Raw genomic sequence first — 18,216 nt, forward strand, 5'->3', positions numbered from 1 at the left:
TCGCCCGTCACCGTCGCCGTATTGCTGATGTTGCGCGACACATTGACCAGCGCCTGCGGCTCGATCGCCTTGCCGCGCAGCCGATCGATGATGACGGCCTCCACCTCCTGCTGGGTGCGGCCGGCGACCTGTATCCGCCCGGCGTAGGGAACCGTCACCGAGCCGTCGCGCCCGACCGTCTGATCGGGAATCGCCGCCGAGCGCGAGCCCGGACTGGTTCGGTCCGTCGCCGGCGAGGAGAACAGGCCGCCCGAGGCCGCCTCCCAAAGAGTGATCTGCAGCGTGTCGCCGACGCCGATCGGCTGCGAGGCCGGCGGACGATAATCGCCGAAGGAGCCGCGCAGGCCGGGCGCGCCATGCCTGGCCAGCGCCGCCACCACTTGGCCGTCGATCTCGACGAGGGCGAAGGCCGTCTCCGGCTGCGATTCGCTCGGCATGCCCGCGGTCATCACCGCATCGCCCGAAGGGCCGCTGCCCGGAAGCAGGCTGCAGCCCGAAAGCGAAGCAGCCGCCAAAACCCCGAAAATACGAAGCGTCTTCAAAACCACGCCGCCCCCGACCAATGCTCCGAGCCGCTCCCGGAGCTTCGCCGCGCGCCCAAATGACCCCGTCTCTTTGGCGAAGACAAGGCCCGACGCGCCGCGCCGGCTCTTTATCGCGCAGCTGTGGCCCGTTCGCTACAGGGCATGGTTAACAAAATGCAGGCGCCTCGAGATCGGCTGTCTCAAAAGGAATTCGGATTTCGGGCGCGAATTCCGACCGATCGGAGGATTTTCGCTCGCGAGAGAGCGCTCAAGCGGCCGCGACGGCGGCGTCCGTGAAAATATCACCATATATATCGATGGTGCGCCGAAAGCCCTCGGCGATGCCGATGCGCGGACGCCATCCCAGCGTCTCCAGCCGCGTCGTGTCGGGGGCGGAACGCTGAACCACGCTCGGCAGATAGCCCGAGAGCGGAACGCTCGAGCGCAGCGACAGGCCGCGCTCCGGATAGAGACCCACCAAAGTCTCGGCGAGGCTGCGGACGGAAGTGACCGCCTCGCCATTGCCGACATTATAGGCATGGCCGGCCTCGCCATTCAGCAGCACCGCGAAGAAGGCGCGCGCGGCGTCGGCGAGATAGCAGAAGGCGCGCTCGGCCGATCCGTCGCTATTGAGGACGATGTCCCGCCCCGTCACAATGTCGCGCACGAAATCCGCGAAGACGCGGCCGTCGTCGAGCCGCATGCCCGGCCCATAAGTATGGAAGGGCCGCACGATGACGGCTTGCGTCCCATATTGCGCGCAATGGGCGACGCAGAGCGTCTCCCCCATGCGCTTCGACTCGGCGTAGCAGGCGCGCTGCGTCGCCGGATCGAGCCGGCCGAAGACCGTCTCCTCCACCGGCTGGGCCTGCGGCGGCAGCGCGCCATAGACCTCCGAGCTGGAGAAATAGAGGAAACGGGAGGCGTTCTTGCGCCGCGCCAGATCGAGCAGGCGCGAGGTCCCGATCACATTGGGCGCCGCCGTGCCGACCGGATCGACTCCATAATAGCGCGGGCTCGCCTGGCTGGCGGCGTGGACGATCATATCGACCGCGCCGGGCGGATCGAAGGGCTCGACCACATCGCCTTCGGCGATCGTCAGAGCGCGATTGTCGAGATGCGCGCGAAAGCGGCGTTCGGCCTTTTCCCGCGAGCGGACCAGCGCCAGCACATTCGGGCCGATGTCGGGGCGGCTCTCGGCGAGGGCGAGCAGAGCGTCGACCATCATCGCCGGCAGAAAGCCATTGGCCCCAGTCACGAGAATGGTGCGCCCGGCGAGCCGCTCCCAGGGCAGATCGGCGGCGAGAATATCGGCGATATCCGCGCGATAGAGCGGATGATTCAGCAGAAGCGCGCCATCGGGAGCCGCATTCATGCGCGCGCTCCGATCTTGCGGGCGCCGCAGCCTGCGATGAGCGCGCGCGCCTGCGCGGCGATGGCGGCGGGATCGAGCCCGGCGCGCCGGCGCAGCGTCTCCGTGTCGCCGACGAGGCTCGGAAACGCCTGCGGAGCGGTGAGATCGACGAAGGCCTCGCCCATCCCGCGCGCGAGAAGAGCCTCCATGACGCCGACCGACAGCGGATTGCCGCGATAGCCCTCGAAGACCGACACGACCGGCGCGCCAGTCAGCAGCGCGGCGAAAGCCTCCATCGGGAAAGGCTGGACGATCGGAACGCTGACGACAGCGGCCTCGATCCCCTCCCCCGCCAAAGCCTCCGCGGCCGCGAGACATTGCGTCACCGAGCCGCCGCTCGCCGCCAAGGTCACATCCCCTCCACGACGCGCAGCAAAGGCCGCTGTCTGCGGCGAGAAGATCGGCGCGCCATAAGATGCGCCGCTCTCGCGGGCGATGCGGAAATAGGCGGGGCGCGGATCGTCGAGCAGCGCCGCGTAACAGCGATCGAGCTCGGCGGCATTGCCCGGATTGGCGACGACGAGATCGGGCAGCGCCGCCATGATCGTGGCGTCCTCGAGCGCGTGGTGAGACGGCCCCAGCGTCCCATAGGAGAAGCCGGCGCCGACGCCGATCAGCCGCACGGCCCGGCGCTGATAGCAGATGTCGTTGCGAATCTGCTCGAGGCAGCGCGCCGTCATGAAGGGCGCGATGGAATAGGCGAAAGGCCGGAAACCGCTGGCGGCCAGCGAGGCGGCGACCGAGACCATATTGGCCTCGGCGACGCCCATATTGACGAAGCGCTCGCCGAGCGCCTGCTCGAGCGGCTCAACAAAGGAGAAGCCGAGATCGCCGGTCAGAAACACGATTCTGGGATCGACGCTGGCGTCGGCCTCGATAAGCTCGATGATCCGCTTGCGCATCAGGCGAGCTCCAGATCCGCGGCGAGCGCCGGCTTGTAATGTGAGGCGACGGTGTTCTCTATGCGGGCGACGCCCTTGCCCTTCACCGTATGGGCGAGGATGACGCGCGGACGCCCGCGCGAGGGCCGCTCGAGCGCCGCGACGAGCGCTGCCCAATCATGGCCGTCGAGCTCGATCGTCTCGAATCCGAAGCTGCGCCATTTGGCGCCGAAGGGCTCGAGGTCCATCACCTCGCGCGTCGGCGCCAGCGATTGAATGTGGTTGTAATCGACGATGGCGGTGAGCGAGGAGAGCTTGCGCGCGCCGGCGAAGAGCGCCGCCTCCCAGATGGAGCCCTCGTCGCATTCGCCGTCGGAGAGAATGCAGAAGACGCGATGATCGCTTCCGCGCAGACGATGGCCGAGCGAAAAGCCCGTCGCCAGCGATAGGCCATGACCGAGCGAGCCGCTGGTGGCGTCTATGGCGGGGACCGCCTCGGTGAGGCCGACATGGCCCCAGAGCGGCGTGCCATTCTGCAGATAGGCGTCGAGCAGGCTCGGCGCGACGAGTCCATATTGCTCGAGCGCCGCGTAATAGGCCATGGCCGCATGGCCCTTGGAGAGAATGACGCGATCACGCTCCGTCGCGCGGGCGGTCGCCGGACGCAGATCGGAGACGGCGAGCACGGCGTCGAGGATTTCGACGACGCCGAGCGAGGAGCCGAGATGCGCGGAATTGGCGCTATAGGACATGGAAATGACGCGTCGCCGCGCTGCAGCGCAACGCGCGGCCGCCGCCGCGCCGTCCTGCGATAGGGGCGAATGTTTCCGGCCCCGCGCCGAGCCTGCTCTCGCCATCGGTCATGTCCTCGCCATTTTCACGGCCACTATGCCTTTCGAAAGGTTAACGCTTGGCTTAAGGCCGGCGACTCTCGCTCGGGCTTGCGCGCCGACGCCGATATGCGACAATGGTAAAATCGTCCGAAGCGCAAACGATCGAGCGGAGACAACCGCGGAGTGCGTCGCACATGAAGACCGCCGATCATAAGGCCGGGCATTATCAGAGCTTTCTGGCTCCGGCCGAACAAAGGCTCGTGCGCGCGATCGTGATCGAGCTGCCGGAATCCGTGACGCCTCTGCAGCTGACCCGCATCGGATTGTTCGGCGCCTGCGTCGCCGCAGTGGCGCTCATCGGCTGCCGCTGGTCGGCGCTGTGGATGCCCTTGATTCCGCTCGGCGTCTTTCTCAACTGGTTCGGCGCGGCGCTGGACGGCCGGCTGGCGCTGCATCGCAAGACCGCCGATCCGCGGCTCGGCCTCGTCGAGCACACATTCGATCTCTTCTCGCAAATATTGCTGATCGTCGCCTTCGGCCTCTCGCCCTTCTTGTCGATCGAGTCGGCCTTCGTCGTCCTGATCTGCTATCTGCTCTTCTCGGCCTATACTTATATTCGCGCGATCGTCCGCCACGTTCAGCAAATGGCCTATATCGGCCTCGGCGCGACCGAATTCCGCCTGCTGATGGCGCTCTGGCCCTTCGCCGCCCACGCCATGGGAATAGACGAGACCAATGACGTCGGCGTGTCCCGGCTCGACGCCGCCATCATGATTTTGGCGGGCTTCGCCATTTGCGGGCTCGCGATCAAGGCGCTCTCCGACGCGCGCCGCGTCGCGATGGACGAGAGCGGCCGGGGCGTCTGAGCCCCGCCGCCCGCCGCGGCCATCTCCTCCAAAAAATCGGCTTTGGCTCGAAAGTCTTCGCGCGCCGGCGCGAACGTCGCTATGGACGCCTGCCGAGGAGAGAGGAAAATAGTTTCCGAGCATTTTCTGATTCGCGTCCCGTCGGCGTGCATGTTTTTCCCGCTGGCGAGACGATGCGGATAGAATTGTCTCGGCGGCCGAGACGGGAGAGACGGACCAAGATGAAACTCGATTCGAGAAGCTGGGCTTTGGTCGCGGGCTGCGCGCTCGTCGCGGCTGCAGGCGTGTTCGCTCTGAGCCAAGCCGGCTTTTTCTCGACGCCGGACCCCTCCTCGCTCTGGTCGTGGTCGCTCGACAATTGGGAGACGACGGCCGTCGGCGCCTCCGGTGAGCGCTTTCGCGTCGCCCATGAGCCGCTCGCCCTGGCGCGCAATCTGGCGCTGATCTCCGTCGCCTTCATCGGCGTCGTGCTGGGAACGCCGCGCGTGGTGGAGATCGTCACGCGCTCGGGGCGCGGCGGTGGCGCAGTCGCAGGAGGGGCGCCGGAGGATTTCGCCAAGACGCGCCGGCTGATCGACGGCGAGCTCGGCACGATTCTCACGCTGGTGCGCTCGCATCTCGACAGCAACAAGACCTATTCCGCGGCCCTTGTGAAAGGCCATAAGGAGCTCACCACGACGACGAGCCCGGATCAGATCCGCGCCGCCATCGTGCTGCTGATCGCCGAAAATCAAAAGATGCTGCGCGAGACCGAGGAGCATCAGCGCCGGCTGGAGGACTCGCAGCGGCAGATCACCGAATTGCGCGCCGAGCTGGCCGAGACGCAGGAGCTCAATGTCCGCGACTCGCTGACGCAAGTTTTCACGCGCCGCCATTTCGACGACACGCTGGCGCGCGAGGCGAAGATCGCGGCTTCGTCGGCGAGCTCCTTGAGCCTCATCATGGCCGATATCGATCATTTCAAGAAGATCAACGACGGCCACGGCCATCTCATCGGCGACGAGGTGCTGAAGAACTTCGCCAGGACGATGACCAAGCATGTCGAGGAGAAGGACACGGTCGCGCGCTATGGCGGCGAGGAATTCGCGATCATCATGCCCGCCGTCTCCTTCGCCGAGGCGAAAATGGCGGCCGAGCGCATTCGCGCCGAATTCGAGAATAAGAAATGGGCGATCAAGGGCGGCGCGCCGATCGGCCGCATCACCGCCTCCTTCGGCGTCGCCCAGCTGGCCCCGCATGAGAACGCCGAGAGCCTGATCCAGCGCGCCGACGCCAAGCTTTATGTCTCCAAATCGCGCGGGCGCAATCTCGTCACTGTCGACGCCGATCTCTCGCCCCGTTGAATATTTCGACCAGACTGGTAGATTTATCCGGCGTGGCGCGCGAGGCGCTTTTTTCCACCGAAGGCGACGAGCATGGAGACGAGCCGTTCCGGCGCTCCGGCCGACAGCGCGGCGACGATCGCCGAGCTTTTCTATCTGAAGCCGACCGACACAAAGCCGGTCTCCTATACATTCGAGCCGCCGCCGGGCGCGGGCTGGCAGAGCGGCGAATATTTGCCGCAGCAGACCAAGATCGCCGATGCGCGCCGCCACGCCGCGGACGCCGCCATCGATCGCGAAGGATTCCAGCTCCTCGAGGCGCCGACTCTGGTCGAGGATTTCTGGAGCGAGGCGCAATTGCGCGCGATCTATTATCCCGAGACCGAGGCGCTGCTGAAGCGAGCGCTCGGCGCGCGCGACGTCCATATCTTCGACCATACGCTGCGCAAGCGCATGCGCCCCGGCCCAATGAGCTTTCGGCGCTCGGTCGACGGCTCGCCGCGTGAGCCCGTGGGCCGCGCCCATGTCGATCATACGCACCACTCCGCGCCCAAGCGCCTGCGCGAGATCATGGGGGATGCGGCCGAGCGCTTCTCGCGCCCACGCTTCGCCATCATCAATGTGTGGCGGCCTTTGTTCGGCCCGGTGGAGGATGCGCCGCTCGCCGTCTGCGACGCGCGCAGCGTCGCGCCGGGCGATCTCGTCGCCTGCGATCTCGTCTTCCGCGACCGGCGCGGCGAGACCTACGCCCTCGCCTATTCGCCGCAGCAGCGCTGGTTCTATTATCCGCGCATGCGGCGCGGCGAGGTTCTGCTGCTCAAATGCTATGATTCCCGCGCCGATGTGGCGCGCTTTTCGCCTCACACGGCCTTCGACGATCCGGCGACGCCGCAGGGCGCCCGCCCACGCGAGAGCATAGAGCTGCGCTGCTTCGTCGCTTTCGACGACTGACCCTCGCCGCGCATGCGGCCGAGCCTCGAGGACGAAAAATGAACGATATTCCCTATCGCGCCGCGCTCATCGTCGGCGCCGGCCCCGGCGTCGGCGCCTCGCTGGCGCAGCGCTTCTCGACCGCCGGGCTGAAGGTTGGCGTGGTCGCCCGCGACGCGCAGCGGCTCGCTCCCATCGCGGCGGCGACCGGCGCCGAGGGCTTTTCCGCCGACGCCACCGATCCCGCTTCGGTCGAGGCGCTGTTCAAAGCGGCGGAGGGCAAGCTCGGCGAGATCGACGTCGTCGTCTACAATGCCGGCGCGCGCATCCGCGGATCGCTCGCCGACCTCGATCCGGAGGCGGTGCGGCGCGCTTTCGACGTCAACGCTTTCGGCGGATTTCTCGTCGCGCGCGAGGCGGCCAAGCGCTTCGAGAAGCTCGGACGCGGCGCGCTCTTCTTCACCGGCGCGACCTCGAGCCTGAAGGCCTATGCGATCTCCGCCCCCTTCGCCATGGGCAAGTTCGCGCTGCGGGCGCTGGCGCAGAGCGCGGCGCGCGAATTGGGGCCGAAGGGCGTGCATGTCGCCCATGTCGTCATAGACGGCGTGATTCGCGACGCCGGCCGCGTCGATCCCGCCGACGCGACGCTCGAGCCCGACGCCATCGCCGACGCCTATGTCGATCTCTTGCGCCAAAAGCGCAGCGCCTGGTCCTTCGAGGTCGAGCTTCGGCCCTGGTGCGAGAAATTTTGACAAAAGCTGAATCTGCAGCGCGACAAAATGTCGCAAAGTGGACCAAGGCGTGTTATCGTGAGCCGTCGACCCAGGGCGAGCGCCCGCTAGGCACGGCGCGCTCGTCCCCATAACGACGAATAAAACGGGGAAAGCGCTCATGAACACGATTACGGCTATCCTATCGATCGTCGCGACCTGCGCCGCCGTCACTGCCGCGATCACCGCTTTCGCGAATATGTGACCGCGAATATCTGACTTTGAGCAGTCGTTCGGAGGGCCTGCGAGCGTTCGCTCCTTTGCGCAGCCCGCCTCATTCAGGTCTCGCCGACGCAGATGCGCCGGCGAGGCGCACGGCCGTGAGTTCGGCCCCAGCGTGTTGACGTCCGCGTCTTTTACAACCGCTTTCAGCTTGCCATCTAGCGAGAGCGACGAGCGGTCGCGGCTCAGGGAATTTCTTCCACATCCGCGAGCCAAGCCGCGGCGCTCGAATCGCTGGGCGCGCGCCAGTCGCCGCGCGGCGATAGAGAGCCGCCGGAACTGACCTTCGGTCCATTGGGCAGCGCCGAGCGCTTGAACTGGCTCGTCGCGAAGAAGCGCCGCGCGAAGACGCCGAGCCAATGCTTGATCTCCTCGACGTCATAGGCGCGGCGTTCATTAGCCGGAACATCGACGGGCCAGCGCCCGGCCGCGGCGTCGCTCCAGGCGTGAAAGGCGAGGAACGCCGTCTTGGACGGCGCGAAGCCGTAGCGCGTCGTGTAGAAGAGATTGAAGTCCTGCAGCGCATAGGGACCGACGACATCCTCCGTGCGCTGCACGCTCGCGCCCGGCACCAGCTCCGGCGAAATTTCCGTGCCGAGAATATCGCGCAGCACGGCGACCGTCTCGGCGCCGAAATGAGCGTCGCGCGCGCACCAGCGGATGAGATGCTGGATCAGCGTCTTCGGCACCGAGGCGTTCACATTGTAATGCGACATTTGATCGCCGACGCCATAGGTGCACCAGCCGAGCGCGATCTCCGAGAGATCGCCGGTGCCGAGCACCAGCGCGTCATGTCGATTGGCGAGGCGGAACAGGAGAGAGGTGCGCGCGCCGGCCTGCACATTCTCGTAGGTCGTGTCATAGACGGGCTCGCCGCGGGCGGCGGGATGGCCGATGTCCTCGAGCATTTGCCGGCAGGCGGCCGTCACATCGATCTCCTGCGCGGAGACGCCGAGCGCGCGCATCAGCCGCCAGGCGTTGGCCTTGGTGCGATCGGTGGTGGCGAAGGCCGGCAGCGTATAGGCGAGAATATTCTCGCGCGGCAGGCCCAGCGCGTCGAAGGCGGTGACGGCGACCAGCAGCGCGTGAGTGGAATCGAGCCCGCCCGAGACGCCGATGACGAGGCGCTGAAAATTCGCCGCCGCGAGCCGCTGGCGCAGGCCGTGCGACTGAATATTGAAGGCCTCGAAGCACAATTCTGCGAGGCGCGCCTCGTCATCCGGCACGAAGGGAAAGCGCGCCACCTCGCGCAGCAGGCCGAGATTCTTGTCGCGCGGCGCGTGCAGCTCGAAGGCGATGCGGCGAAAGCTGGTCGCGCCCGCCTCTATGTCCGCGCAATCGCCGAAAGTGACCTGGCGCATGCGCTCGGCGGCGAGCGTCCCTAAGTCGATGTCGGCGAGAATCAGCTGCGGCTCATCGGCGAAACGCTTCGCTTTGGCGAGCAGCGCGCCATTCTCATAGATCATCGCCTCGCCGTCCCAGGCGAGATCGGTGGTCGACTCGCCCTGCCCCGCGGCCGAATAGAGATAGGCGGAAAGGCAGCGCGCCGAATGGGCAGAGCAGAGCGTCGCGCGATAATCGGATTTGCCGACGATCGCATTGCTGGCCGAGAGATTGAGCAGCACGGTCGCGCCGGCGAGCGCCGCCCGCGTCGAGGGCGGGATCGGAACCCAAACGTCCTCGCAAATTTCCGTATGGATCACGAGGCCGGGAAAATCGCTCGCCTCCAGCAGCACGTCGGAGCCGAAAGGCGCAGTCTGGCCGGCGATCTCCATCTCCTCGCCGGCGATGAAGGCGCCGGAAGCGAAATGGCGCTTCTCGTAGAACTCGCGATAATTGGGCAGATAGATTTTCGGCGTGATGGCAAGTATCTCGCCGCGCCGCAGGATCACCGCGCAATTATAGAGGCGCCCGCGCCAGCGCAGCGGCGCGCCCACCGCGATCAGCGGCTGCAATGCGCGGCTCGCCTCCAGCAATCGCCCGATCGCCGCTTCCACGGCGTCCAGCAGCGCCGTCTGATGCAGGAGGTCGTCTATGGCGTAGGAGCTGAGCCCGAGCTCGGGGAAAAGAACCAGCGACGCGCCTTTCGCGTCCGCCTCGCGGGCCATGTCGATCGTGCGCGCGACATTGAAAGCGGGATCGGCGACGCGCGTGCGCGGGCCAGCCACGGCGACGCGAACGAAGCCATGCGAATGGAGCGAGAAGAAAGGATGCGTCATGCGCGCGATTATAGGGCCGCGGCGGCCATGACGTGAAGGCGCGGCGGCGCGCCTAATTCACTGAGATTAGTTTCGGTGAGATTATTTCGACCATGCGTCCAGCGCATCGGCGAAGACGCGCTCGCCGCCGGGGCCTTTCTCGAGCGAGATCGTCGCCGCACGGCCGTCCTCGAGCTGCAACGGCAGATCGAGCACCATGGGGGAGCGCAGCAGCACGACATTGCGCGCCTCGCGATTGCCGCGCAGCAGGCCGATGAGAAAGGCGTTGTCGGTGATCGGCACGGGAACGCCGGCGACCTGCTCGCCCGACTGCGCCTCCGGCCGGCGCATCTGAATCGGCCCGATCGCCTTTATGCGCTTCAGCTCATTGCCCGCCCCGAGATTGAACGACAGATTCACCGTATGCGAGGCCGAGAGCGTCGGATCGAGATTCTTCTGAATGACGATCGTCGTCTTCAGCTTGGCGGTCGGGAAATCGATCTCGCCGCGGATCGCCGGCGAGACCGGCTGGCCCGGTCCGGCCGGCATGCTGTCCAGCCGCCAGACGACGGTGCCGGGGAATGTCTTGACCTTGGCGGCCTCCTCCGGCGCGGCGACCCAGAGCTCGGCCTTTTGCGCGACGGCGACCGGCTGGCTCCGCTGCTCCGAGGGCGCGCGCGACGGCGGCGGCGACGCGTCGCTCTCGCCGCCGATGCGATCGGCCAGCTTGCCGCCCTCGCCGCTCTCCACGGCGGAAGGCTCCGGCTGCAGCTTGGCGAGATCCTCGGGCCGCTCGCGGAATTGAAGCGCCAGAACGGCGACCAGCGCCACCACAGCGGCGAGCACGCCGCCGATGACGATGACGCGGCGCGAGACGCTGGTGGGCTCCGGCAGAGGCGGCAGCGGCGCGGGAGGCCGCTGCGGCTGCGTCGGCGCGTCCTCCAGTGAAGCGGGCTTTTCGGCCGACGGCGCTTTCTCGGCGAGAGGCGCGTTCTCGACGGGGACAGGCTTTTCCGGCTTCGGCTCGACGGGCTCCGCGCTTTTGAGCGGCTCTTTCGTCTCCGGCTCGGGAGCGCGCTTCTCCTTGGGCGCCGGCGCGGCGACGGGCTCTCGCCCGCTCTGCTCGCGGACGACCTCGAGCTCGAGGCGCGCGATGGCCTCGTCCAAAGCGCGGCCTTCGGCCTCTATATCCTCCTCGGCGACGGGAGGCTGAATGCTGCGAAGCTGGTTGAACAGCGCCTTGCGGGCTCGTTCATAGACCGCTTGCCGCGATTCCGGCGCGGATTGCGGCAGAGCGGCGACCGCGCGGGCGAGCAGCGAATAATAGTCGGCCATGGGGCTTCTAAGACCACCTCGGGCGATTCTCGTCAATCCTCGAAAGGATTACGCACGAGAATCGTGTCATCGCGCTCGGGGCTTGTGGAGAGGAGCGCGACCGGAGCGCCGATCAATTCCTCGATGCGGCGCACATATTTGATGGCCTGCGCCGGGAGATCGGCCCAGGAGCGGGCGCCGCCCGTCGTTCCCTGCCATCCCTCGATCGTCTCATAGACGGGAACCACCCGCGCCTGCGCCGATTGCGAGGCCGGCAGGCGATCGATGCGGACGCCGTCCAAAAGATAATGGGTGCACACTTCGATCGTCTCGAGACCGTCGAGAATATCGAGCTTGGTCAAAGCGATCCCGTCGATGCCGGAGGTCTTCACGGCCTGGCGCGTCAGCACGGCGTCGAACCAGCCGCAGCGCCGCCGGCGCCCGGTGTTGGTGCCGAACTCATGGCCGCGGTCGCCGATCAGCGTGCCGATCTCGTCGTGCAGCTCAGTGGGGAAAGGCCCGCCGCCGACGCGCGTCGTATAGGCTTTGGCGATGCCGAGCACATAGCCGATCGCCCCCGGTCCGAGGCCGGAGCCGCTGGCCGCCGAGGCGGAGACCGTGTTGGAGGAGGTCACGTAAGGATAAGTGCCGTGGTCGACATCGAGCAGCACGCCCTGCGCGCCCTCGAACAAAATGCGCTTTCCGGCGCGGCGGAGATCCTCGAGCAGCTCCCACACCGCATCCATGTAAGGCAGCACCTGCGGCGCGACGGAGAGCAGCTCGTCGCGCACGCTCGCCGGCTCGATCTCCGGCAGACCGAGACCGCGGCGCAACGGATTGTGATGGGCGAGCAGGCGGGTGATCTTTTCGTCCAGCGTATCCGGCTCGGCGAGATCCATCAGGCGGACCGAGCGGCGGCCGACCTTGTCCTCATAGGCGGGGCCGATGCCGCGCTTGGTGGTGCCGATCTTCACGCCATTGCCGGACGCCTCCTCGCGATAAGCGTCGAGTTCGCGATGCAGCGAGAGGATGAGCGGGGCGTTCTCGGCGATCTTGAAATTCTCGGGGCCGATCTCGACGCCCTGCTCGCGCAGTCGCTCGATCTCGCCGACGAGAAAATGCGGATCGACGACGACGCCATTGCCGATGACCGAGAGCTTGCCCGGCCGCACTATGCCGGATGGCAGCAGCGCGAGCTTATAGGTCACGCCATTGATGACGAGCGTATGGCCCGCATTGTGGCCGCCCTGGAAGCGCACCACCACATCTGCCTCGAGCGAGAGCCAATCGACGATCTTGCCCTTGCCTTCGTCGCCCCATTGGGCGCCGACCACGACTACATTCGCCATGGCGCTTCAGTCTGCTTTCTCGCGTGAGCCCAAGAAAAAACCCCGGCGGGTAACGCCGGGGCTCGTTACGGCAATCGTTTAGCGCAAATCGCGGAAAGGGTCAAAGGCGGCTCGCGCGTGGGGCCGGCCGGACGCAGAAAGCCTGAGCGCGAACGCCGGATCAGAAGCGGCCGCTCTCGCGCCCCGGCGGCTGTGGCTCTTCCCCTTTGATCGCCGTGCGAGTCATCAATCTCCCACTCTCTGGATCATAGGGGGTCACGCGATGCATAACGCCGGTATTGTCCCAGATCAGCAAATCGCCGACCTGCCACTGGTGCCGATAGACATAGCGAGGCCGCGTCGCCCATTCCATCAGCTCGCGCAGCAGCATGCGGCCTTCATCCGTGTCGGCGCCGTCCACATGCGAGGCGGTGCAGCCGAGCATGAGCGATTTGCGGCCCGATTTTTTGGTCCAGACCAGCGGATGGACCTTCGGCGCATGACTGCGCCAACGACGCAGCTCCTCATAGGAGGGCGTGGGATTGACCAGCCATTGCGCCGTCTCGACATTGTGGACCACATAAAGATCGCCGACAGATTTCTTCACCGAGTCCGGCATTTCCTCCCAGGCGACGCAGCTGTTGCAGAATTCCGTCTGCCCTCCCGTCGTGGACAGCCGCTTCGCATTGAGGACAGAGGCGGCGGTCGGCGCATCGTCGGTGGCGCCGTCTATATGCCAATGGAAGGAGCCCTTCAGATATTCGGCCGCGGCCGGGTTCGCCGCCTGGTCGAGCGTTATCCGCAACAGGCCGTCATCGCCCTGCGGCAAGAGCTCGCCGATCGTTCGGGTGAAGGCGCGCTGCTGCGCGTCGTCGAGATGGAGCCCCCGAAAGACGAGGATGCCGCGTCGCTCCAAAAGATCGCGAATCTCTGCCGCATGACGTCCGCTCATCAGAGCCGCGACATCGATCGCGACCTCGGAGCCGATATGCGGCGTAAGATCCAAAACCTCCAATTTCGCTTCGGCCGAGGGCGACCTCATGGGATGATTCTCCTGGCGGCTGCGAGCCAGAGGGTCGGATCGGCGAGCCTGCCCGGCTCGAGATAGGGCGCGGAGGCGAGCCGGCATCGGCCCCCTCCTCGTCCGAGGCGGGCGCTCGCCCTTCGCCTCACTGCGGCAGGATTAGCACCCATCTTAAAAACCGTCTAGATGGTTTGTTTTTGTGGCAGCCGCATTTCTGCGGGCTTTCTCACATAAAATCAGCAGGCTGCTACTCTCTCGGCCCGGACGGCGCCGGGGAGCCATCGGCATTTTCGGACAGCTCGTCCCAAGAGGCCTCGTCGAGCAGGCGCTCGAACAAGCGGTCGCGCTCCTCCTCGCTGAGCGGGCACATGCCCAGCAGGGCGCTCAACGCCAAGCCGCGCGCCGCCGCCCAGCGCAGCAGCGCCAAATCCGGATCTTTCGCCTCCGCCTTGATCGCCTCCAAAGATTCCGCATCATTCTCGCGCGTGATGGCGAGGAGGCTCGGATCCTGCCCGAGGGCGCCGAAAATAGCGAAAGCCACGGAACGCGGCTCGATCAGCGTTTGGCGCAGCGTCGCAATTTGCGCGGCGAGGCGGGGCGCGGCCTGCCCGGCGCCGTGCTCGGCCATATAGGCGCGCGAAAAATCCGCGAAATATTCGATCTGATGCTCGAGCAGAGCCTTGAGCACGGCTTCCTTGGTGCGGAACTGATGCATCAGCCCGCCCTTGCTGACGCCGCTCTCACGGGCGATCGCGTCCAGCGTCAAGCGCCCCGGCCCGTCGCGCGCGATGATCGCCAGCGCGGCCTGGATGACCGCCCTGCGGGTTCGTTGCGACCTCGACGCATTATCCATGGCCCCTCGCGTGATCTGCGCCCGCGCCACAGGAAAGCCGGCGCTCTCGTACATATAGAGCACTCTGCGATCCTATTGGATCGGCGTTCTCACATTGGAGCCGATTCCGTTCGATCGGAAGGCGAAACATCACGGAAAACACTTACCGAAGGCCGCGAGCAGCCGTGGGTCGCCGCGCAGCCTGATCTCGAGTGTGACCAGCGCCCATAGCAGGCTCCGCTCCTTGCGCAGAAAGCGCAGCCAGCTCTGCGCATCGGCGCGGATCACGAGATCCGCCTTTCCGATCAGCCCCTCCCCGACCTCGAGCCGGCCATTGTCGATGCGCACGGTGAGGTCCTTGCGCTCCGCGCCGCTGAAGGCGAAGTGATAGACCGCCGAGAGGCCGGCCGCGCGCTTCTTCTGAAACCGCAGCGACAGGCCCCGCGCGAAGCTCGCTATGGAGGCGGCGCGCATGCCATTGGCGACGCGCTTCACCCTCTTGTGCGGAAAGCGGCGCTTCACATAATCCTCGGCGTCCGATAGCGGCGTCACATAGATTGTCTCCTTCTTCTTCTTCAGCGGATCGACGATGCTCTGCAGAAAACCGCTTCGATCGCCGCGATAAGCGCCGATCACATCCTCGCCCGCCGGACAGACCGCGAGACAATAGGCGGCCTTGTAATTCGGCCCATAGGCGAGGCTCTGCCACATGGAGACGCTCTCCGCATCCTCGACCTTCTCGCGATAGCCGGCGGCGCTTTTCGCATCGGCGATCGTCTCCACCCAATCCATGAAGCCGCCCATGAACTCGCGATAATTATGCGTGTAGCAGGCGGCAAAATCGAAGCCGCCGTCCGGCGCTATCGCGCCCGTCGGACAGACGGCGACGCAGAGCTTGCAGGAGAGACAGGGATTGTAATCGAGCGGGCGCGAATAGGAATCGAGCGCGACATCGACGACCACCGTCCCGAGCAGAATGAAATTGCCGAATTTCGGATGAATGACATTGCGATGCACGCCCATCTTGCCGAGCCCGGCGGCGACGGCGACGGGCTTATGCGAGACGACCCACATTTTGGCTGGCCAGCGCGCCGCCTCCATCGGAAAGGCCATTGCAGGATAGGCGGCGCGCACGCCCATATCCTCGAGCATTCGCGTCAGCCGATGCGACACCGCATCGGTCTCGTCGCCGACGCGGTGAAACTCCACATTGGCCAGCGAGCGCGCCGGGCTGCGGATATTCTCGCGATTCATCCGCATCACGAAAGAGACGAGCGTTCGCGCATAGGGAAAGGCGGCGAGAATCTCCGCGCGCTCGAAAGCGATCGCCGGATCGTCGATGGAGACGAAGCCGACATCATCCGCGCCGGCGGAAAGCGCCATCTCGCGCAAGCGTCGCGCCTCGAACGGTTCTCGCGCCGGCGGCGAAGCGATCTCATGAGCCTGCATAGACATGTGCATATGCCCCTTTTTGCGCGTGAGCCGTGCGATGCGCGCGCCTCACGAAAACTGGACCGCGAGCCTTCAGGCACGCTCTCGTTCGCCAAAGATACGCGTCAATCGTCCTGAACCGCCGCGGCGAGCGCGCGCAACTCGCCGACGAGATGCGCCAATCTCTCGGCGCCGAATTTCTCTTCCGCCTTGGTTTGCGCCGCGCGCCAAAGCGGCAGCGCAATGGCGAGAATGGCGCGGCCCTGCTTGGTCAGCGTCACCTCGCGCGTGCGGCGATCCTCGCCGGCCTTCACGCGCAAGAGCCCCCGCTTTTCCATCACCGCCAGATTGCGCGCGAGCGCGCTGCGATCCAGAACGAAAACCTCCGCCAGCTTGCTGACTGTCCAACCTTCCGCCAGCGAGCAGGCGACGAGCAGCGAATATTGCGTCGGCTCGAGATCGAGCCCGGAAAGACTCTCCGCATAGAGCTTGCCGATAGCACGCGCCGCGCGTCGCACATTGGCGACCGCGCAGCTCGCGGCGCAGGCTCTGACTTCGGCCGGATCGGGCTCGTTCATAAGATAGATGCATATGCCCCTATCGTGCCGACGTCAAGCGCGAGCGTCCGCGCCATCGACGAGCGAAGGCTCAGAACGGCAATGGCGCGCGGTCCGGCTCCACCCAGGCCCGCCGGGCGGCGACGCTGAACAGAGTCTCGCGACTCCAATAGGACAAGAGCCAGTCTGGATGACCGAGCGGCGAGGCCATGAGCGATAGAAGCACCGCATGAAGCGGCGCATCCGGGGAGTGAGCGCGCAAATGTTCGGCGGCGGCCCGCATCGAAGCCAGCGTGATGGTGTGATGATAGCCGCTCGCATCCGTATTGGCCGTGTTCGTCGCCTCATTGTAGCGCGTTATGATTTCGCGGATTTCCAGGGGCGTCGCGAGGTCGGGCCGGTTCCGCAAAAGCCATAGCGCCGTCGCGAAATGCGCCGCATGGGTCCATTCCGCCTTCGGCAAGCTTCGATCGATCACTTTCGAAGCGAGCCGTTCGATCGCATCGTCCTCGGATAAAGCCATCGCATCTGGTCCTCTATGAGGAGCCGCCCGTCCATCGTCACGAGCGTCGCGACGAAATCACGTCACCACCGTCAGCTTGCGCGCGGCGCGCGTCACGCCCGTATAGAGCCAGCGCGCGCGATGCTCACGAAAGGCGAAGGACTCGTCGAACAGCGCGACATCGTCCCATTGCGAGCCCTGCGACTTGTGCACGGTGAGGCAATAGCCGAAGTCGAACTCATCCGAATCCTTGCGCTGCGCGTAAGGAATCTCGGCGTCGCCGCCTTCGAAGAATTGCGGCAGCACGCCGACGCGCTGGAATTTCCCCGCCGTCTCCTCCGGCTCGACCAGCAGCCGCACCTTGCCGCGCCGCACCGCGCCGGCGCTCTTCACCTTGAACAGCGCGCCATTGAGCAGGCCCTTCTTGCGATTATTGCGCAGACAGACCAGCTTCTCGCCCGATTGCGGCAGCGAGCCTGTGAAGCCGCGCAATTGCCGCAGGCGATTATTATAGGCGCGGCGCGTGCGATTGAGGCCGACGAGCACCTGATCGGCATTGGTGATGAGCGCGGGATCGAGCGCGTCGCGCCGCACCACCTGCGTCTCGCCATAGACGCCATAATCGAGCCGTCCGCCCTCGCGAATGATCATGGAGAGACGCACGATCGGATTATCCGCCGCCTGGCGATGGACTTCCGTCAGCATCACATCCGGCTCGGCCTCGGTGAAATAGCCGCCGCCCTTCACCGGCGGCAATTGCGCCGGATCGCCCAGCACCAGCACTTTCTTGCCGAAGGAGAGAAGATCGCGGCCGAGCTCCTCATCGACCATGGAGCATTCGTCGATGATGATGAGCTTGGCTTTCGCCGCGTCGCTGTCCTCGTTCAGCTCGAAAGCCGGCTCCTCCGTCTCCGTATCGGTGGCGCGATAGATGAGGCTGTGAATGGTGCGCGCATCCTTGCACCCCTTGGAGCGCATCACCAGCGCCGCCTTGCCGGTGAAGGCGCCGAAGGCGACATCGCCATCGACGCTCTCGGCGATATATTGCGCCAGCGTCGATTTGCCCGTGCCGGCATAGCCGAACAGACGAAACAGCTGCGCCTTTCCGTCCTTCAGCCATGCGGCGACGGCCGAGAGCGCGCGCTCCTGTTCATTGGTCCAGACGGGCATGGGAAATTTTTCGACTCGATCGATTGTATCGCGGCCAGGATGGCGGAAGCGGCGGAGTGCGGCAAGTGTCAAAACAATTCACCGCGCCGAATGGACGC

Annotated in this window: 17 protein-coding genes; 4 read left to right on the forward strand and 13 right to left on the reverse strand. The window is 65.8% G+C overall.

The genetic code is table 11. The annotated features are described in order from the left end of the window. From EDE12_RS09895 to EDE12_RS09910, 4 genes are all read right to left on the reverse strand, one after another. The coding region (locus EDE12_RS09895; RefSeq protein ID WP_245511932.1) for a polysaccharide biosynthesis/export family protein at positions 1-449 on the reverse strand (449 nt) is incomplete at its 3' end. A 343-nt stretch (positions 450-792) separates the two neighbouring features. Further along, positions 793-1,899 carry an NAD-dependent epimerase/dehydratase family protein gene (locus EDE12_RS09900; protein ID WP_051592503.1) on the reverse strand — a complete coding sequence of 369 codons (1,107 nt, stop codon included), beginning with the start codon at positions 1,897-1,899 and terminating at the stop codon, positions 793-795. Next, positions 1,896-2,840: a transketolase C-terminal domain-containing protein gene (locus EDE12_RS09905; RefSeq protein ID WP_051592504.1), complete on the reverse strand. Its 945-nt coding sequence runs from the start codon at positions 2,838-2,840 to the stop codon at positions 1,896-1,898. The genes EDE12_RS09900 and EDE12_RS09905 overlap by 4 nt, the downstream gene beginning before the upstream one ends. Continuing rightward, positions 2,840-3,676, reverse strand: a complete 837-nt coding sequence (locus tag EDE12_RS09910; RefSeq protein WP_084768543.1) for a transketolase — start codon at positions 3,674-3,676, stop codon at positions 2,840-2,842. Before EDE12_RS09910 ends, EDE12_RS09905 begins: the two co-directional genes overlap by 1 nt. A 170-nt stretch (positions 3,677-3,846) precedes the next feature. Between EDE12_RS09910 and EDE12_RS09915 the strand changes: the two genes are divergently transcribed. The 4 genes from EDE12_RS09915 (at position 3,847) to EDE12_RS09930 (ending at position 7,522) form a co-directional block, all read left to right on the forward strand. Beyond that, complete coding sequence (locus EDE12_RS09915; RefSeq protein ID WP_026598906.1) at positions 3,847-4,518, forward strand: CDP-alcohol phosphatidyltransferase; 672 nt, start codon at positions 3,847-3,849, stop codon at positions 4,516-4,518. A 221-nt stretch (positions 4,519-4,739) separates the two neighbouring features. Continuing rightward, the gene (locus EDE12_RS09920) at positions 4,740-5,861 is read left to right on the forward strand and encodes a GGDEF domain-containing protein (RefSeq protein ID WP_026598907.1); all 1,122 of its coding nucleotides are present in this window, start codon (positions 4,740-4,742) and stop codon (positions 5,859-5,861) included. Between the two features lie 72 nt (positions 5,862-5,933). Beyond that, positions 5,934-6,791, forward strand: coding sequence for a CmcJ/NvfI family oxidoreductase (locus EDE12_RS09925; protein ID WP_026598908.1), 858 nt, complete (start codon positions 5,934-5,936; stop codon positions 6,789-6,791). A 38-nt stretch (positions 6,792-6,829) separates the two neighbouring features. Beyond that, positions 6,830-7,522, forward strand: coding sequence for an SDR family NAD(P)-dependent oxidoreductase (locus EDE12_RS09930; protein WP_026598909.1), 693 nt, complete (start codon positions 6,830-6,832; stop codon positions 7,520-7,522). A gap of 425 nt (positions 7,523-7,947) precedes the next feature. On the opposite strand, the gene EDE12_RS09935 is transcribed toward EDE12_RS09930, so the two are convergent. The 9 genes from EDE12_RS09935 to EDE12_RS09975 all read right to left on the reverse strand — a co-directional run bounded on the left by EDE12_RS09935 (position 7,948) and on the right by EDE12_RS09975 (position 18,118). Further along, positions 7,948-9,981 (reverse strand): NAD(+) synthase, encoded by a 2,034-nt coding sequence (locus EDE12_RS09935; protein ID WP_026598910.1) that lies wholly within the window; start codon positions 9,979-9,981, stop codon positions 7,948-7,950. 81 nt (positions 9,982-10,062) lie between these two features. Then, positions 10,063-11,295 carry a hypothetical protein gene (locus EDE12_RS09940; RefSeq protein WP_026598911.1) on the reverse strand — a complete coding sequence of 411 codons (1,233 nt, stop codon included), beginning with the start codon at positions 11,293-11,295 and terminating at the stop codon, positions 10,063-10,065. 32 nt (positions 11,296-11,327) lie between these two features. After that, positions 11,328-12,623, reverse strand: a complete 1,296-nt coding sequence (locus EDE12_RS09945; protein ID WP_024880360.1) for an adenylosuccinate synthase — start codon at positions 12,621-12,623, stop codon at positions 11,328-11,330. Positions 12,624-12,783: 160 nt separating this feature from the next. Continuing rightward, positions 12,784-13,644: a TauD/TfdA family dioxygenase gene (locus tag EDE12_RS09950; RefSeq protein WP_024880361.1), complete on the reverse strand. Its 861-nt coding sequence runs from the start codon at positions 13,642-13,644 to the stop codon at positions 12,784-12,786. Positions 13,645-13,873: 229 nt separating this feature from the next. Beyond that, positions 13,874-14,479: a TetR/AcrR family transcriptional regulator gene (locus EDE12_RS09955; RefSeq protein ID WP_024880362.1), complete on the reverse strand. Its 606-nt coding sequence runs from the start codon at positions 14,477-14,479 to the stop codon at positions 13,874-13,876. 129 nt (positions 14,480-14,608) lie between these two features. Next, positions 14,609-15,913, reverse strand: coding sequence for an SCP2 sterol-binding domain-containing protein (locus EDE12_RS09960; protein WP_024880363.1), 1,305 nt, complete (start codon positions 15,911-15,913; stop codon positions 14,609-14,611). A 101-nt stretch (positions 15,914-16,014) separates the two neighbouring features. Continuing rightward, complete coding sequence (locus EDE12_RS09965; RefSeq protein WP_024880364.1) at positions 16,015-16,467, reverse strand: MarR family winged helix-turn-helix transcriptional regulator; 453 nt, start codon at positions 16,465-16,467, stop codon at positions 16,015-16,017. Between the two features lie 70 nt (positions 16,468-16,537). Next, positions 16,538-16,969 carry a hypothetical protein gene (locus EDE12_RS09970; RefSeq protein WP_024880365.1) on the reverse strand — a complete coding sequence of 144 codons (432 nt, stop codon included), beginning with the start codon at positions 16,967-16,969 and terminating at the stop codon, positions 16,538-16,540. Between the two features lie 57 nt (positions 16,970-17,026). Continuing rightward, positions 17,027-18,118 (reverse strand): AAA family ATPase, encoded by a 1,092-nt coding sequence (locus tag EDE12_RS09975; protein ID WP_024880366.1) that lies wholly within the window; start codon positions 18,116-18,118, stop codon positions 17,027-17,029. Positions 18,119-18,216: the final 98 nt, after the last annotated feature.

It is taken from the genome of Methylosinus sp. sav-2 (assembly GCF_004366495.1).
In the GTDB taxonomy this organism is placed as follows: Bacteria; Pseudomonadota; Alphaproteobacteria; order Rhizobiales; family Beijerinckiaceae; genus Methylosinus.